The sequence below is a fragment of the Streptacidiphilus sp. EB103A genome (assembly GCF_041261405.1).
Lineage (GTDB): Bacteria > Actinomycetota > Actinomycetes > Streptomycetales > Streptomycetaceae > Streptacidiphilus.
This window is the reverse complement of the sequence record NZ_JBGCAQ010000017.1, coordinates 231,494-248,010: the sequence shown is the minus strand read 5'-3', so window position 1 is coordinate 248,010 and position 16,517 is coordinate 231,494. Positions and strand designations below refer to the sequence as shown.

The 16,517-nt window shown below is 73.1% G+C and carries 10 protein-coding genes and 1 pseudogene; 5 read left to right on the top strand and 6 right to left on the bottom strand.

What is annotated here, in order from left to right; all coding sequences use genetic code 11:
- The first annotated feature begins 407 nt into the window (after window positions 1-407).
- Window positions 408-857, top strand: coding sequence for a PTS glucose transporter subunit IIA (locus ABH941_RS27740; RefSeq protein ID WP_370132257.1), 450 nt, complete (start codon window positions 408-410; stop codon window positions 855-857).
- Window positions 858-933: 76 nt separating this feature from the next.
- Window positions 934-2,619, top strand: coding sequence for a phosphoenolpyruvate--protein phosphotransferase (gene ptsP / locus ABH941_RS27735; RefSeq protein ID WP_370132266.1), 1,686 nt, complete (start codon window positions 934-936; stop codon window positions 2,617-2,619).
- Between the two features lie 32 nt (window positions 2,620-2,651).
- Here ptsP and ABH941_RS27730 read toward each other — a convergent pair whose 3' ends face one another.
- The 3 genes from ABH941_RS27730 to ABH941_RS27720 form a co-directional block, all read right to left on the bottom strand.
- Entirely contained in the window at window positions 2,652-4,649 is a 1,998-nt protein-coding gene (locus ABH941_RS27730; RefSeq protein WP_370132256.1) for an acetoacetate--CoA ligase, read from the bottom strand.
- Window positions 4,650-5,050: 401 nt separating this feature from the next.
- Complete coding sequence (locus ABH941_RS27725) at window positions 5,051-5,890, bottom strand: NUDIX domain-containing protein (RefSeq protein WP_370132255.1); 840 nt, start codon at window positions 5,888-5,890, stop codon at window positions 5,051-5,053.
- An 85-nt stretch (window positions 5,891-5,975) separates the two neighbouring features.
- A complete protein-coding gene (locus ABH941_RS27720; protein ID WP_370132254.1) occupies window positions 5,976-6,548 on the bottom strand; it encodes a TetR/AcrR family transcriptional regulator in 573 nt (190 codons plus the stop codon).
- A 95-nt stretch (window positions 6,549-6,643) separates the two neighbouring features.
- Between ABH941_RS27720 and ABH941_RS27715 the strand changes: the two genes are divergently transcribed.
- The 3 genes from ABH941_RS27715 (at window position 6,644) to ABH941_RS27705 (ending at window position 9,299) form a co-directional block, all read left to right on the top strand.
- The gene (locus tag ABH941_RS27715; RefSeq protein ID WP_370132253.1) at window positions 6,644-7,357 is read left to right on the top strand and encodes an SDR family oxidoreductase; all 714 of its coding nucleotides are present in this window, start codon (window positions 6,644-6,646) and stop codon (window positions 7,355-7,357) included.
- Between the two features lie 64 nt (window positions 7,358-7,421).
- Entirely contained in the window at window positions 7,422-8,999 is a 1,578-nt protein-coding gene (glpK, locus tag ABH941_RS27710) for a glycerol kinase GlpK (RefSeq protein WP_370132252.1), read from the top strand.
- Between the two features lie 57 nt (window positions 9,000-9,056).
- A complete protein-coding gene (locus ABH941_RS27705; RefSeq protein WP_370132251.1) occupies window positions 9,057-9,299 on the top strand; it encodes a hypothetical protein in 243 nt (80 codons plus the stop codon).
- Window positions 9,300-9,355: 56 nt separating this feature from the next.
- Here ABH941_RS27705 and ABH941_RS27700 read toward each other — a convergent pair whose 3' ends face one another.
- The 3 genes and pseudogenes from ABH941_RS27700 to ABH941_RS27690 all read right to left on the bottom strand — a co-directional run.
- Window positions 9,356-13,981, bottom strand: coding sequence for a hypothetical protein (locus tag ABH941_RS27700; protein WP_370132250.1), 4,626 nt, complete (start codon window positions 13,979-13,981; stop codon window positions 9,356-9,358).
- A gap of 46 nt (window positions 13,982-14,027) precedes the next feature.
- Window positions 14,028-14,900 (bottom strand): hypothetical protein, encoded by an 873-nt coding sequence (locus ABH941_RS27695; RefSeq protein WP_370132249.1) that lies wholly within the window; start codon window positions 14,898-14,900, stop codon window positions 14,028-14,030.
- A gap of 71 nt (window positions 14,901-14,971) precedes the next feature.
- Window positions 14,972-16,477, bottom strand: a pseudogene (locus ABH941_RS27690) (hypothetical protein); the annotation flags it as partial.
- Between the last annotated feature and the right edge of the window lie 40 nt (window positions 16,478-16,517).

The window sequence follows — 16,517 nt, the reverse complement described above, 5'->3', positions numbered from 1 at the left end:
ATCAACATTTGGCGTTGACTTTTGGCACGCTGTTGAGTTCTCAAGGTACGGACGCTTCCTTCGAGCGGCTTTCACACCAGCCCTCCGGGCGCTTCGTTTTGTTCGTGTTCCGAGTTTAGCAGACCATTTCAGCGGTCCGTCCCGGTTCGAATTCCGGCTGCTGGTCGCAGGCAAGACCGAACCCCGGCGCAGTGTCATTGCGAGTGGAAATTCGGATGATCTCACCAACGTGCCGCAACCTCTCGGTTGCGGCGGCAGGGCTCCAACGTACAGCGGCGCGCAGGGCGGAGCAAATCCGTGGGCGGACGAGGGACGCGCGTGTGAGCGGGCTGTGGAGTAGCGAGGTACCCCAACTTGTGTTGATTTAGGCTGACTCCTGCTTGCCACTTCCACCGGAGGCTTGAAGCATGACCGAAGTGACGTCCCCTCTCGCTGGACGGGCCATCGGGCTGGCCGCTGTGCCCGATCTCGTGTTCGCTGGAGCGTTGGTCGGGCCGGGAACGGCGATCGACCCGGTTCGTGAAGCCGGGGATGCCGTCGCGCCTGTCGACGGGACGATCGTTTCCATGCATCCGCATGCCTTCGTCGTCATCGACGAGGACGGGCACGGAGTGCTGACTCACCTGGGGATCGACACCGTTCAGCTCAACGGGAAGGGCTTCGAGCTGCTGGTCGGCAAGGGCGACACGGTGAAGCGCGGGCAGCCGGTGATCCGCTGGGATCCACGGGCGGTCGAGGCCGCCGGCAAGTCGCCGATCTCCCCGGTCGTGGCGCTCGAAGCGGCCGCCGACCAGCTGAGTGATGTCCAGGAGAACAGCGAGGTCGCGGCCGGGGACGGCCTCTTCACCTGGACCTAGCAACGAGCTGGGCCCGGTGGTGCTGCCTGCCATGGTGAACATGGTGAAGGTGAATGAGGAAGTGGAGACCGGCGAGATGACAGAGACGCTGCGCGGCGTGGGCGTGAGCCACGGGGTCGCGATCGGACAGGTTCGGCACATGGGCACGGCGGTGCTGGAGCCCCCGGCGCAGCAGACGCCGACCGAGGAGGCGCCGCGCGAGCAGGCGCGGGCGCGGCAGGCTGTCGAAGCCGTCGCCGCCGATCTGCAGGCCCGCGGCAATCTGGCCGGTGGCGAGGCGCAGGCCGTGCTTGAGGCGCAGGCGCTGATGGCGCTGGACCCTGAGCTGATGGCGGACGTCGAGCGGCGGATCGCCGTGGGCAGCACCGCGGCGCGCGCCGTCTACGACGCCTTCGCCGCCTACCGAGCCCTGCTGGCGAACGCCGGTGAGTACCTGGCGGGACGGGTCGCCGACCTGGACGACGTGCGGAACCGGATCGTGGCACGGCTGATGGGCGTCCCCATGCCGGGGGTGCCGGACAGCGACGAGCCGTACGTCCTGTTCGCGCGGGACCTGGCGCCGGCCGACACCGCGCTGCTGGACCCGACGCTGGTGCTCGGCTTCGTCACCGAGGAGGGCGGGCCGACCAGCCACAGTGCCATCCTCGCCCGGGCGCTGGGCGTCCCCGCTGTGGTCGCCATGCCCGGTGCCACCGACATGGCCGAGGGCGTCGTGGTCGCGGTGGATGGCAGCACCGGGGAGGTGCTGGTCGAACCGTCGGCGGAGCAGCAGGCGGAGCTGCGGCGGATCGCGGCCGAGCGGAAGGCGGCGCTGTCCGCGTCGACCGGTCCCGGACAGACCTCGGACGGGCACAGGGTGCCGCTGCTCGCCAACATCGGCGGCCCGGCCGATGTCCCGGCGGCTGTCGAGGTGGGTGCCGAGGGCATCGGGCTTTTCCGCACCGAATTTCTTTTCTTCGAAAAGCAGAGCTTGGACGACTCGACGAAGGCTCCGACCGAGGACGCGCAGGTCGAGGCCTACCGCGCGGTGCTGGAGGCCTTCCCCGAGGGGCGCGTCGTGGTGCGGGTGCTGGACGCCGGCGCGGACAAGCCGCTGGAGTTCCTGACGCCGGCGGACGAGCCGAACCCCGCTCTGGGCGTCCGCGGGCTGCGCAGCCTGCTGGAGCACCCGGAGGTGTTGCAGTCCCAGTTGCGGGCACTGGCCAGGGCCGCCGCGGGACTGCCGGTGTACCTGGAGGTCATGGCGCCGATGGTGGCCGACCGTATCGACGCCAGGGCCTTCGCGGACGCCTGTCGGGAGGCGGGGCTGTCGGCCAAGTTCGGGGCGATGGTGGAGATCCCGTCGGCGGCGCTGCGTGCGCGGTCGATCCTGAAGGAGGTCGAGTTCCTCTCACTGGGCACCAACGACCTGGCCCAGTACGCCTTCGCCGCCGACCGCCAGGTCGGCGCGGTGGCCCGGCTGCAGGATCCTTGGCAGCCGGCGCTGCTCGACCTGATCGCACTGTCCGCGGAGGCGGCGATCGCGGCCGGTAAGAGCTGCGGTGTCTGCGGGGAGGCCGCCGCCGATCCGGTGCTGGCCTGCGTGCTCACCGGGCTGGGAGTGACCAGCCTGTCGATGGGTGCGGCGTCGATCCCCTATGTGCGGGCCACCCTGGCCAAGTACACGCTGGCGCAGTGCCGACGGGCCGCTGCCGCCGCGCGCGCCACCGACACGGCGGACGAGGCGCGCGCGGCCGCGAACCAGGTGCTGTCCGGCGAGTAGGAGTCAGTAGGAGTCGACGCCGACTCACCTGTCTAGCTACCCCGGTGGCTGGCCCCTCCGCCGTTGGCGAGCTCCAGGAACGGGGCGAGTGCCTCCGGGTTGTCGAGCGAGCCGGGGTTGACGGCCTGGGCGAGCGGGGTGCCGGAGAGGATGCGCTTGACCGGGACTTCGAGCCGCTTGCCGGTGAGGGTGTGCGGCAGAGCGGGGACGGCGATGATCTCGTCGGGGACGTGGCGCGGCGAGAGTTGCTCCCTCAGCGCGGTGCGGACCGCCGTACGGAGGTCGTCGTCCAGGGCGGCTCCCTCCGCGAGGACCACGAACAACGGCATCCAGTAGCCGCCGTCGGGCTGTTCGAGGCCGATGACCAGGGACTCGCGAATCTGCGGCAGCCGCTCGACCACCTCGTAGATGTCGGCGGAGCCCATTCTGACGCCCTGTCGGTTGAGCGTGGAGTCGGAGCGGCCGTGGATGACGACGGTGCCGCGCTCGGTGACGGTGATCCAGTCGCCGTGGCGCCAGACGCCCGGGTAGACGTCGAAGTAGCTGTCGTGGAACCGGGTCCCGTCCGGGTCGTTCCAGAAGTACAGGGGCATCGAGGGGATCGGCTTGGTGCAGACGAGTTCGCCGACCTCGCCGCGCAGCGGTTTGCCGTGGACGTCCCAGGACTCGACCGCGGCGCCGAGGCTGGGGGCCTGGATCTCGCCGAGGTACACCGGCAGGGTGGGGACGCCGCCGACGAAGCAGCTGCAGAGGTCGGTGCCGCCGCTGACGCTGGCCAGCCAGATGTCGGGGCTGATCTCGTCGTAGATCCAGCGGAAGCCGTCGGGCGGCAGCGGGGATCCGGTGGTGCCGATGGCGCGGAGCCGGGAGAGGTCCAGGTCGTGGCCCGGGTGGACGCCGCCCTTGGCGCAGGCGGTGATGTAGGCGGCGGAGGTCCCGAAGACGGTGGCTCCGGAGCGTTCGGCGACCCGCCACTGGGCGTCGACGGAAGGGAAGCCGGGGCTGCCGTCGTAGCTGACGATACTGGCGCCCACGAGCAGGCCGGCCAGCAGGAAGTTCCACATCATCCAGCCGGTGGAGGTGTACCAGAAGAACCGGTCCCCCGGGCCGAGGTCCTGGTGCAGCCCGGCCTGCTTCAGGTGTTCGACGACGATGCCGCCGTGGCCCTGGACGATGGCCTTGGGCAGGCCGGTGGTGCCGGACGAGTAGAGCACCCAGAGCGGGTGGTCGAACGGGACCTGCTCGAAGACCGGTTCGTCCGCACCGCTGATCAGGTCGTCCCAGACCAGGTCCGTGTCGGGAGCGGGCGTGCCGAGCAGCGGGATGTGCACCACATGGCGCAGCGAGGGGAGTTCGCGGCGCAGTTCGACGACGATCCCGGTACGGTCGTGGGTCTTCCCGCCGTAGCGGTAGCCGTCGACGGCGAAAAGCAGGACCGGTTCGAGCTGGCTGAAGCGGTCCAGGACGCTGCGGGCGCCGAAGTCCGGGGCGCAGGAGGTCCAGACCGCCCCGACGGCCGCGGTGGCCAGCAGCGCGACGGCGGCCTGCGGGACGTTGGGGACGTAGGCGCCGACCCGGTCGCCGGGTCGGACGCCGAGGTCGCGCAGCCGGGCGGCGAGGGCGCCGACCTGGCGGCGGAGCTCGGCCCAGGTCAGCGTGGTCGGCTCGGCGCCGGTCTCGTCCAGGTGCAGGACGGCGGGACGGTCGGCGTTGGCCGGGTCCTCGCCAAAGCGCAGGGCGTGTTCGGCGTAGTTGAGACGGGCGCCGGGGAACCACACGGCGCCGGGCATGGCGGCGTCGGCGAGGGCGCAGCTCGCGGGGGTGGAGAAGCGGACGTCGAACCACTCGGCGACGGCGGTCCAGAAGCGGTCGAGGTCCTCGGTGGACCAGCGGTGCAGCGCGGCGTAGTCGCCGGTGGGCGCGCCATGGTGCTCGGTGGCCCAGCGCTGGAAGCGGGCGAGGTTGGAGGCGGCGGCGCGCTTGGGGTCGGGTGTCCAGAGCGGGGTGGGCTGCTGCTCTGCGCTGGTCATGCGGATGCCTCCGGCGGTCGGCCTCGTTGCCGGGACCGAATCTGCCATGGGGAGGGGGGTCAGGCCAAGACCATCATCGGGCTGTCGCGGAGCGGGGAGTCGTCACGGCGGGATCCGTGGCTGCGTTGCAGGACGGGGGTGTCCGGGGTGCCCGCGACAGTATCGGTCCAGGTGCAGGGGTCGGGCCCGAGGTGTGGGTCCGACCGGGGCGGGCGCGCAGCAGGCGGAGCGGTGAGGGCGGCCTGGTGGCGGAGGTCACTGGGCGGACCGAGCGGCAGCTCGTGGATCTCGTCGCCGTCGAGGTCGTAGGTCTCGCAGACGGAGGGGTACGGGTGGCGGCCGGTGCGTCCGGACGGGTGAGCGTCAAGGCGCGGACGGCGTGGACGGCGTGGATGTCGGGGTCAGCGGACCGCCTCCTCCCGGTCGGGTCGGAGCAGCGCGGGGTGGAGCAGTCGGGCGTCGCCGGTGCGGTAGAGGCGGGCCCGGGGTCCGCCCTTGCTGCCGGCCCGGGTCGCGGTCGCGCCGGTGCTCTCGACGAAGCCGGGGACGGAGAGGACCTTGCGATGGAAGTTGCCCGCGTGGAGCTTCTCCCCCCAGATCTCCTCGTAGACCGAGCGCAGTTCGGAGATGGTGAACTCGGGACCGAGGAAGGCCGTGGCCAGCGGGGTGTACTCGAGTTTGGACCGGGCCCGGTCCAGGGCCTCGGTGAGGATCACCGCGTGGTCGAAGGCCAGGGGGTGCCCGGCGGGATCGGTCCGGCTGCTGGGCCCTCCCCTGTGGGGTCCGGCAGCCGGATCGGTCCCGCCGAGCGGTACCCAGGCGGCCGCTGCCGCGTCGGTGCCCGCCTGCGGGTCGGGCAGGTCGGGGGCGAAGGCGAGGTAGGCCACGGAGACGACATGCATCCGCGGATCGCGGGCGGGAGCGCCGTAGGAGCCGAGCTGTTCCAGGTGGACCCGCCGCAGGGCGGCGGTGTCGACTCCGGTCTCCTCGGCGAGCTCGCGGGCCGCGGCCTGGTCGAGGTCCTCCTTTCCGGCTCGGACGAAACCGCCGGGCAGTGCCCAGCAGCCCTGGTACGGCGGGCCTGCGCGCCGGACCAGCAGCACATGCAACCGGCCCTGGCGCAGCGTCAGAACGACCACGTCCACGGTGACCGCGACCGGGGCGAAGGCCCGGGGGTCGTAGGCCGCGAGCCAGTCCTGTTCGGACCGGTCGGCCTGCGACGGCTGGTCCTGCGGGGACATCGGGCGCTCCGCTCGGGTTGTTCTCACTTCGAGTTCTTCTCTTACTGAGAACAATATACTCCCGAAAGGAATCCCGGACCACCCCCTATCGGGCCAGCGCGTCCACCACCACCATCAGCTCCTCCGTCAACTGCGGTCCCACCGGGGCGTGTTCGTTCATCAACCGGTACCACATGGCGCCAAAGGCCAGGTCGACCATGGTGTCCACCGGTACCGCCCAGGCACGGTCGCAGCGTTCCAGGGCCTCACGCAGCAGATCGCGACGGCCGGAGATGTAGCCGCGCCGGACGGCGGCCAGCCCGGGATCGCTCACCGCATCGGCAGTGATGCCGAGCAGGACATTGGCGACGGGAACCTCGACGGCCAACTCGAAGGTCTGGTCCAGGAACAGCCGCAGGTCCGCACGCGGGTCGCCCGAGGGCTCGGGCAGGACGTGGGCCGCGCCGATCTCGGCCAGCGCCTCGATCAGGACCGCCCCCCGGGTCGGCCACCAGCGATACACGGTCTGCCGACCCACGCCGGCGGCTTCGGCGATGCCCTTGATGGTGACCGCGGTGTAGCCGTCGCGAGCGGCGAGCGCCAGGGCCGCGTCCAGGATCGCCCGGCGGGCGCTCTCGCTGCGGGGGCGCCCCTGGGGTGCGGAGGTGGTCTCGTTCATGGGCCGACTTTACAAGTCACTGTGCCTCGATACATAATCGAGGCACAGTGACTCGAAAGTGGGTCACCGGGAGGGAACAAGAGGAAGCGGACGCCATGTCTGAACGTGTTGTGATCGTCGGCGGGACCTCCGGGATCGGCCTGGCCACGGCCGAGCTGCTGCGGGACCGGGGCTACCGGGTCGTCGTCGCCGGACGGAACGCCGAGCGTCTGGAGGCTGCGCTGAAGGTGCTCGGCGAGGAGGTCGAGGGGCGGACCCTGGACGCCTCCGACGAGGGGCAGTTGACTGCGTTCTTCGCCGGGGTGGGCCCGTTCGACCACCTTGTCGTCACCCTCACGGCCAGGGGCGGAGTCACCTCGCTGCTGGACCTGACCGACGCAGAGCTGCGCCGGCACAGCGAGGGCAAGCTCATCCCACAGTTGCTGACGGTCAAGGCCGCACTGGGGACGCTGCGGGCGGACGGGTCGGTGACCCTGGTCGGTGCGGTGAGCTCGCAGCTCAGCGCGGCCGGGCTGGTCGTACTCGGCTCCTCGAACGCGGGTGTGGAGGCGGCCTCCAGGATCCTGGCGGCGGAGCTGGCCCCGCGCCGGGTGAACGCGGTCTCCCCCGGTGTCATCGACACTCCCTGGTGGGACTGGGTCCCCGAGGAGGGCAGGGACGGCGCGCTGACCGGTGCCTGCGCCGGGACGCCGGTCGGGCGGCCGGGGCGGCCCGAAGAGGTGGCGCACGCCATCGCCTTCCTGGTGGAGAACACCTACACCACCGGCATCGTGCTGCCGGTGGACGGCGGGGCACGGCTGGCCTCCTGACGGCGCGCCGGGCCGGAGCCGCGGCGGTGGAGGGCGGGCCGGGGTGGCTGGCAGACTCTTCTGCATGCCTCCACAGTCGCGCCCCGCCATCGCCGCCGTTCCCGACGCCGGGGAGCGACCGCGGGGCCGCTACATCGCCGCGATCGACCAGGGCACCACGTCGAGCCGCTGCATCGTCTTCGACGCGGACGGTTCGATCGTGGCCGTCGAGCAGCAGGAGCACCGGCAGATCCTCCCCCGGCCCGGCTGGGTCGAGCACGATGCCGCGGAGATCTGGACCCGGGTGCGCTCGGTGGTCACCGGGGCGCTGCGCCGGGCCGGCATCAGCCCGGAGGAGCTGAGCGCGATCGGGATCACCAACCAGCGTGAGACCACCCTGCTGTGGGACCGCCGCACCGGTGAGCCCGTGCACAACGCCATCGTCTGGCAGGACACCAGGACCGAGGCGCTCTGCCGGGAGCTGGGCCGCAACGTCGGCAAGGACCGCTTCCGCCGGGAGACCGGGCTGCCGCTGGCGAGTTACTTCTCCGGGCCGAAGATCCGCTGGCTGCTGGACCACGTCGACGGGCTGCGCGAGCGCGCCGAGGCCGGGGAGCTGCTGTTCGGCACCATGGACAGCTGGCTGATCTGGAACCTCACCGGCGGCGTCGACGGCGGGGTGCACGTCACCGACGTGACCAACGCCTCCCGCACCATGCTGATGAACCTGCACACCCTGGAATGGGACGACCGGCTGCTGGAGTCCTTCGCCGTCCCGGCGTCGCTGCTGCCGCAGATCCGCTCCTCCGCCGAGGTGTACGGGTACGCGGTGGGCGAACTGGCGGGCGTGCCGGTGGCGTCGGCGCTGGGGGACCAGCAGGCGGCGCTGTTCGGGCAGACCTGCTTCACCGAGGGCGAGGCCAAGAGCACCTACGGCACCGGGACGTTCCTGCTGCTCAACACCGGCGAGAAGGCCGTCAACTCGTATCACGGGCTGCTGACCACGGTCGGCTACCGGATCGGCGCGCAGAAGCCGGTGTACGCGCTGGAGGGCTCGATCGCGGTCACCGGGTCGCTGGTGCAGTGGCTGCGCGACCAGTTGGGGCTCATCTCGACCGCCGCCGAGATCGAGGAGCTGGCCTCGACGGTGCAGGACAACGGCGGCGCGTACATCGTGCCGGCCTTCTCCGGGCTGTTCGCACCCTACTGGCGCTCCGACGCACGAGGGGTGATCACCGGGCTGACCGGCTATGTGAACAAGGGCCATCTGGCGCGTGCGGTGCTGGAGGCCACGGCCTGGCAGACCCGCGAGGTCGTCGACGCCATGGCCAAGGACTCCGGGGTGACCCTCAGTTCACTCAAGGTGGACGGTGGGATGACCGCCAACGACCTGCTGATGCAGATCATCTCGGATGTCCTGGACGCACCGGTGGAGCGGCCGCTGGTGGCGGAGACCACGGCGCTGGGCGCGGCCTACGCGGCCGGGCTCGCGGTGGGGTTCTGGCCGGACCTGGACGCGCTGCGGGCCAACTGGCACCGCGGTGCGGAGTGGACGCCCCGGATGGACCGGGAGATCCGGGCGCGCGAGCAGCGCAACTGGTTGAAGGCCGTGGAGCGTACTAAGGGGTGGATCGACGAGGACTCGGTCCCGGGCGGGGCATGAGCCCCGCTGCGCTGGGCAGGACTCTGTCGGTGGTCGGTGAAGCGCGTGGGGGCTGGGGTGGCGGGTCGGGTATCGGACAGGTCGCGCAAGGCTCGGGCGCGGCTGCTGGTCGCCGCCGGATGCACGCTGAACGCACTGGGCTTCACGATGGTCGGCTCGGCCGTGCATGCCGTCTTCACCCCGCTGGCGCTGATCGTCACCGCCGTGGGGATCTTCGTGACGACCTGGTTCCTGCTGGACGCCGGCATCGCCCTGACGGCCGACGTCCAGCGCCGCAGGGCCACGCGGCGGCAGCTCTGACCGGAGCGGCCCTGATCTGACGGCGGCCTGAATTCGCGGCCTGAATTGACGGATGGTCAGGCAGTGACCTCCGCCGGCCTGCGGAACATCCGGGTCGCGGTGACGGCGCCGTGGATGTCGGCCTCCTCGGGGTCGATCTCCGGCAGCCCGGGCCGCAGATGCTCCTCGACGGAGATGTACTTGAGGCCGGCACGCAAGTCGGCGTCATTGCGCAGCCGGATGATCAGCGGGAACTCCGCCAGCGCATTGGCGTCCAACAGGCCCGTGGTGTACAGGAGTTGGACGCCAAGGGCGGAGGCCACGGCGCGCTGGAGCTCGATCAGATAGGTGGCGTTGGCGCGGCCGATCGGGTTGTCCAGGAACAAGGTGCCGGCGTGGGCCAGCCGGGCCTGACCGCGGTCGTTGGCGCGCAGCGCGGCCATGGTGCAGTAGAGCGCGATGGCGGCGGTGAGCAGCTGGCCGCCGGAGAAGACGTCCGACATCTGGCTGACCGAGACGCGTTCGGCGCGCAGGACCGCGTCCGGCTTGAGGATCTCCACGGCCACGCCCTTGGGTTCGACCGCCGCGTGGACGCCGCGCAGCAGCAGCGACATCCCGTCCCTGCGGCCCCAGTCGCTGGTGCCGCTCGCCGCGCCGGTGCGGCGGACGGCGGCGCGGGTGGCCTCGTCGATGACCTCGCCGAGGCGTTCGGCGAGCACGGCGTGGTCCGGGTCCTCGAAGCGGATCCGGAGGAACTCCTGGCCCGACCACTCCCCCAGCCCCTCGGGCAGCCGGGACAGCCGCTGGGCGGCGCGCAGGGTGGCGAGGGAGGTCTCGACCAGGCCGCGCAGCCGGTCGACGATGCTGTCGCGGTTGCGTTCCAGCTGCTCCAACTCGTCGCTGAGGACCCGCAGTCGGGGCGCGAACGCGACGGCCCAGGCGGCGGCGTGCTCGGGCAGGGCGGCGGCCGGGAGTTCGCGGATCTGCTGGCGGGCGGGGGTGCGGACGGCCTCGTAGCGGGTGGAGTTGGCGTGCCGGACCAGTGTGTCGGAGGCGTCGCGGACGGCGAGGTCGGACGCGGCCAGATCGGCGACGGCCGCCCGCAGCGAGCGGCGGCTGTCGGCGGCGGACTGGCGGGCCTCGGCCAGGGTGCCGGGGAAGGGCGGCGGTGTCTCGTCCTCGCCCTCGTGGGCGGCCGCGGCCGGTTCCCGCAGGCCGTCCCGGAGTTGGGCCGCGGACTCGTCGAATTCGACGGCCGCGTGCTGGGTGGCCTCCAGCGAGCGCTGGAGCTCGTTGTGGGCCGAGCGGGCGGCGGTGAGCAGGTCGGTACGTCCGGCCAGCTCGGCGGTGGCGGCGCGGAGCAGCGCCTGGGCGTGCCCGGTGTCGGTGGGGATCAGCTCGTCGGGCAGCTCGGTGTGGGCGTCCCCGGTGAGCGGGGCGCTGCGCTCGGCCTCGCCGCGCAGCCGGCCGAGCTGCTCGCTGGCGGCGGAGGCGCGGCCCTCGATGGTCTGCACGAGATCTTCGGCGCGCGCGGCGGCGGCCTGGCGGCCCGGGGCGTCGGCGCCGTCGGGGGTGGTGAGCAGTTCCTCGGCGCGGAGCCGGACCTTGTTGGTGAGGCGGTCCAGCTCCGTGCGGGCGGCGGACTCGTCGCCCTCGGCGCGGGCCTGCTCGGCGCGCAGGTCGGCGCCGACGCCGACCTGGTCGTAGAGCTGGGAGGCGGCGCGGTGGGCCTCGCGCAGGGCCGGAAGAGAGGCGGGCGACGCGTCCGCTGACGCCAGGTCGGCTGACTCAGGGTCAGCCTCGGTGTCCTCGGCGGTGGGCAGTTCGGCGCGCTCGGCGCGCAGGGCGCGGACGGTGCGGCGGGCGTCGTCGGCGGCGCGCTGGGCGGCGCGACGGTCCTCGTCGGCGGCCTGGGCCCGCTCGGTGCAGAGCTGCTGGCGCTGCTCGGCCTGCGCGGTCTCGTCGGCCAGTTCGCGCAGCCGTCCGGTCCATCCGGTGCGCTCGCGCAGCCGGAAGGCGAGCCCGGCCAGGGCGTCGGCGCGGCGGCGGGCCTGCTGAGCGGCCTCGCCGCGCTCGTCGCGCAGCCGGGAGGCCTGCTGCAGGTCGGCTTCGGCGTCCTGCTGCTCGGCGCGGGCCGAGGCGAGCTCGGCGCCGGCCAGTTCCCGTGCGCTGCGAGCTGCCTCGGAGGCGTCGGCCAGCGCGGCGAGGTGGACGTCGGGGCACCGGGCGCGCCAGGACGCGAGACGGCCGCTGACCAGGCGGTCCGCGCCGAGCCTGGCGGCCAGGGCACGGATCTGCTCGTCCCTGGCGGTGGCCCGGTCGCGGAGCTGGCGGCGCTCGTCGTCGGCGGCGTTCTCGTCGTGCATGGCCGGGTTCGGCGGGACCAGGAACAGGCCCGTCGTAACCGCGGTAACGGGGGCGAGCAGGGCGGCCGCGGTGCCGACGGCGACGGCGGAGCGGGGCAGCAGGGCGGCTGCGGCCAGAGTCTCCCGGGCGCGTTCCAGCGCGGCCGGGTCGGTGACGATGACGCCGTCGACCAGCTGCGGGCGGGCGTCGAGGATCCGGTCGTGGTCGGCCGGGTCCACCGACTGGGCCAGATAGCGCCAGCCGGGGAGGGCGGGGACGCCGTGCTCGCCGAGGTACTCGACGGTGGCCAGCACGTCCGGCCCTGGCGGCAGCAGTCCGCCGTCGCCCAGTGCGGCCAGGACCCGGGAGTCGGCGGCGGCCGCCGTCCTCAGCTCGAACAGAGTGCGCTCGGCGGCGGTGACCGAGTCGTCCAACAGCTCGCGCAGGCTGTCGGCGGAGCGGTCCAGCGCCTCGGGGGTCAGCTCGCCGGGCCGGACCCCGAGGAGTTCGGCTGCGCGGGGCTGGGCGGCGAGCTGGGCGGCGGCGTCCTGCTCGGCGGCCAGGGCCGCCTCCGCGCCGGCCAGGGCGTCGCTGGCGCGGGCGGCGGCCAGCTCGGCCCTGGCCCCCCTGGCCGCGGCCTCGCGGGCCCGGGCGGCGGCCTGGTCGGCGAGGGCACGGGCCTGGTCCCAGGCGGCGGTGGCGTCCTGCTCGGCGTCGGACGCCTCCAGGGCGGCGCGGGCCGGGTCGATGGCTTCAGCGTCCGGGGCGGCGTTGGCGGAGTCGATCCAGCCGGAGCGGACCGCGGCCTGGGTCTCCTGCTCGACCTCGGCGAGGCGCTGGCGCAGGTGCTCGCTCTCGCTGCGGCCCTTCTGGGCGGCGGTGGTGGCGGCCGTGGCGTCGCGGCGGGCGGTCTCGCCCTCGGCCTGGAGCGCGCCGGCGCGCTGCTCCTCGCTGTCCGCCTGGGCCTCGGCCGCAGCGGCGGCCGTCTCCAGCGCGCCGACCAGGGCCCGGGCGGCGCGGGTACGGGCGGCCAGGGCGGGAGCGGCGTCGCGTTCGGCCTCGCGGATGGCGGCCGACATCCGGGCCGAACGGTCCGCGGCAGCGCGGTGACGGAGTACCAGTTCCGTTGCCTGCCAGGCGGAGTGCAGGGTCCTGGCGTCCAGCAACTCCTTGCGCAGCCCGGCGGCGGTGCCGGTGGCGGCGGCCAGCGCGAGGCTGGCATGACGGTGGGTCAGCTCGGCGGTGATCAGCGACTGCCGGGTGCGGCCGTCCTCGGCGTCGGCGACTGCGGCGGCAGCCTCGGCGACCTGCTCGGCCAACTCGCGGACCTGGTCCCGCTCAGCGGCGGCGCGGGCGGCCAGGGTACGGGCCAGGCGGCGGGTGCGGCGCTCGGCGGAGCGGTGGGTCTCGCGGACCGACTCACGCGCTGTGGCCGTCTCGGCGATCCGGCGCAGCAGGTCCAGCGAGCCCGCGGTGAAGTCGCGTTCGGCGGTCAGCTCGGCGCGGCGGCCGAGCTTGTTGGCGAAGCCGTGCACCAGGTCGGCCAGGCCGTCGGTGTCGCGGGTGTCGGTGACGGCGCGCAGCAGCAGGTCGGTGAAGTCGGCGTCGTTCTTCACCGCGAACAGGCCGGCCGCCTCGCCCTCGTCGGCGTTCATCTCGCGCTGGTAGCGGAAGAGTTCGGGGTCGAGCCCGAGGCCGCCCAGATGTTCGATCCAGCGGTCGTGGCCCTCTTCCCAGACCAGGTCGAGGGTCGGGTCGGCCTTGCCCGCCTCGGTGAGGGCGTCGCGGAAGCCCTTCATGGTGCGACGGCGGCCCTTGGCGCTCACTTTGGGCGCTTCCTGGCCCGGGGCGGGGAGGAAAGTGGTGCGCTCGGCGACCGGGAGGCCGTCCAGGCTGAGGCCGGGGCCCGGGCGGAAGGAGTACCAGGCCTCGGCGAACTTGCGCGGGTCGGTGGAGACCTGGCGGCCGCGCCACTCGCTGACCTTGCCGACCACCACGGTCTCGCCGGTGAGGGTGTGCTGCCACTCCAGGGCGACATGGCCGCAGTCGTCGGCGAGCAGGAACTTGCGCAGCACGCCGGAGCTGGCGCCGCCCAGGGTGTTGCGGTGGCCCGGCAGCATCACCGAGAAGATCAGCTTCAGCAGCACCGACTTGCCGCCGCCGTTCTCCAGGAAGAGCACGCCGGCCGGGGCCGGGCGACGCGGGGGACCGCTCTGCTCCTCGTCGAAGAAGCCGGGCTGGCTGGGGACCGGGTCTGGCACCGGCTCGCCGACACCGCTCAGGTCGAGCACGGTGTCGGCGTACCGCGCACCGGCGGGGCCGATGGAGTACAGGCGGACCCGGTTCAGCTCGTACATGGGGTGTCAGGTCTCCGTGCTGGTGGGGGCTGATAGGGACGGTGCGTCAGGAGGAGTGGAACGGGAGGCCGGCGTCGGCGACCAGTTCCTCGGTGGGGTCGGGCGGCAGCAGGCTGGCGCTGCCGTCGCTGATCGGGACCACGCCCAGGGCCAGCAGTTCCGCCATCGCGGCGCTGCCGGCCAGGTCGCGGACCTGGAGCTGGTAGCGGGCGGTGGTGCGGAAGGTGCCGCCGGCGTCGTCCGAGGTCTTCTGCAGGAAGCCGGTGTCGACCATGAAGGACATCGCCTTGCCGACGATGCCGATGGTGGAGCCGGAGAGCCGGCGGGCGTCCTTGGTGGCCCCGGTCGCGCTGCGCCGCGCGTACACCCGCCAGGCGGCCTCCAGGCCGGGGGCGTCGCTGACCGGGTCGGTGTTGGCGCCCTCGGTCTCGCCCTGCTCCTCCAGCCGGCGGCAGACCTGGCGGACGAAGGCGTCCACGCCGTTGACGGTGATCCGGCCGAGGTAGCCGTCGTCGGCCAGGTCCTCCGGGCGCGGAAAGGCCAGGGCGGCGACGGCGAGGTGCGCCAGGCCGTGCAGGAAGCGGTCGGTGGACTCGGAGGCCGCGCGGCGGGAGTACTCGCCGAGGCGTACCGCGAACACCGAGTCCTCGGAGGCGGCCACCGCCATCCCGGCCCGGGGCGAGACCTCCAGCACGATCAGGCCGAGGCCGGTGGCCACGGCGTCGGCGAGGCGGGCGAAACCGGGGTCGTCGCGGTAGCGGCGGACCAGCTCGCCGTACTCCGCGTCGCGGGCGGGCAGCAGTTTCGGCTGGAGGCCGAAGGAGACCAGGCGCGATGCGTCGGCGACGTCGCCGGGGGTGATCGCGGGCGGGGCCCCGGCGCCGTCCCCGGTCGTGGCGTGCTCGTCATAGCTGGTCATGGGCGGGACTCCAGGTGGTGCGGCTTCCGGCCGGCCGGGACGAGGGCCCTGGCCGGGGGCTCGGTCGGTGCTGAGGCCTCGGCTCGTTCAGCGGCCATTCCGGCCGCATCGAGCAGGGCGCTGCCGACGACCAGGTCGGCGCCGCCGAACTCCGGGTCGTCCAGGCGGGTGCCGTCGTCCACGGCGAACAGCAGTCGCTCCTCGCCCTGCCGGTAGGCCGTCCCGACCGAGGGGCTGGCCGCGTGCACGGCCAGCAGGGCGACCAGGTAGGGCAGTTCGGGATCGCTGCGGCGGGCCTCGGCGAGCAGCCCGGACAGCCGCCGCGGCGCGTCGGGCGGGAGGTCCAGCAGGACGTGGGCTGCGTCGAGCTGGGCCTCGGAGAAGCGGCTGTCGTCCGGGGTGTCCAGCAGGTCGGGCTCGGGCAGCTCGGCGCCCAGGTGCTCGCGCTCGACCGGCGGGGTGAGCAGCACCTCGACCAGGTCGGTGACCCGGACCGAGACCGGGGTACGCAGCCCTATGGCGCTGCCGAAGAAGGCGTCGGTGACCCGGAGGGCGTGCTCCAGCGGCAGCCGCAGCAGCGGGGCGAGCAGCTGCCCGTAGAGGTCCAGGCCGGACCGTGCGGTGGGGGCGGCGAAGGCCTGGCGGTCCTGCTCGGCGCGGAACAGCGGGCCGGCTTCGAGCAGCCGGGTCTGCAGCTGGGTGTGGCGGCGGATGCAGTCCTTGACGATGTGGACCAGCTCGGCGGCGCGGCGCTTGTGCTCAGGGTCCTCGGACTCGTCGCGGGCCCGGCGGATGTTGGTGAGGATCGCGTTCTCGTGCCGGTAGCGGTCGGCGATGTGCTCCAGGGCCTCGTGGATAAGGTCCGGGACCGTCTCCATCCAGTCCACGGCACGGACGTTGCGGCGGGTCGCCTCCAGCGCGCGGCGCAGCGTCTCGGCGAACTGGACGGTGCGGTAGCGGGCCTGCTCGGCGGCGAGCTGGGCGTCCGCCAGCCGGCCCCGGCTGATCAGCACCTCCAGCTTGACCTCGGCGGCGATCTGGGCGCTGGTGACGTCCGTGTCCAGGGCGCCGACCAGGACGTTGACGGCCTCGTCGGTGGTGCGCAGGTAGACCCCGCCGTCCGGGCCGGGGACCTCCTCGATCAGTTTGAAGTCGTAGTCGCGGCGGACGTAGGAGCCGTCGGGCGCGAAGGTGCCGTAGACGGCACGGAAGCCCCGGTCCACGCTGCCGACGTTGATCAGCGACTCCAGCACCCAGCGGGCGACCCGCTCGTGCTCGGTCCAGGGGCGCTGCGGGGCCTGCGCGGCGACCCGGGGCTGGAGCCGGGCCAGCACCTGGTCGCGGTCGGCGCCGGTGTCGAAATCCATCTGCAGGGTGACCAGGTCGATCGCGGACAGCGCCACCTCGGCCATGCCGTAGACCGCGTACTCGCCCGCCAGGTTGGCCTTGCGGCTGTCCAGGTCGTGCAGCGGGGCGGTGCATGCGAGCGCACGGAGCCGCCGGGCCAGCCCCTCGTCGGCGGCTGGGCCCAGCGAGACGCGGGTGCTGGGGTCGGCGGATGTGGTCACGATCGACAAGGTTAGGGGGTGGCACTGACAAGCTCCGAAACGCCACGGA

Excerpts from the sequence above, each read along its gene's own strand:
- ABH941_RS27695 (WP_370132249.1), bottom strand. The coding sequence starts at position 14,900 with ATGACCAGCTATGACGAGCACGCCACGACCGGGGACGGCGCCGGGGCC.
- glpK (WP_370132252.1), top strand. The coding sequence starts at position 7,422 with ATGCCTCCACAGTCGCGCCCCGCCATCGCCGCCGTTCCCGACGCCGGG.
- ABH941_RS27740 (WP_370132257.1), top strand. The coding sequence starts at position 408 with ATGACCGAAGTGACGTCCCCTCTCGCTGGACGGGCCATCGGGCTGGCC.
- ABH941_RS27730 (WP_370132256.1), bottom strand. The coding sequence starts at position 4,649 with ATGACCAGCGCAGAGCAGCAGCCCACCCCGCTCTGGACACCCGACCCC.
- ABH941_RS27700 (WP_370132250.1), bottom strand. The coding sequence starts at position 13,981 with ATGTACGAGCTGAACCGGGTCCGCCTGTACTCCATCGGCCCCGCCGGT.
- ABH941_RS27725 (WP_370132255.1), bottom strand. The coding sequence starts at position 5,890 with ATGTCCCCGCAGGACCAGCCGTCGCAGGCCGACCGGTCCGAACAGGAC.
- ABH941_RS27715 (WP_370132253.1), top strand. The coding sequence starts at position 6,644 with ATGTCTGAACGTGTTGTGATCGTCGGCGGGACCTCCGGGATCGGCCTG.
- ABH941_RS27720 (WP_370132254.1), bottom strand. The coding sequence starts at position 6,548 with ATGAACGAGACCACCTCCGCACCCCAGGGGCGCCCCCGCAGCGAGAGC.
- ptsP (WP_370132266.1), top strand. The coding sequence starts at position 934 with ATGACAGAGACGCTGCGCGGCGTGGGCGTGAGCCACGGGGTCGCGATC.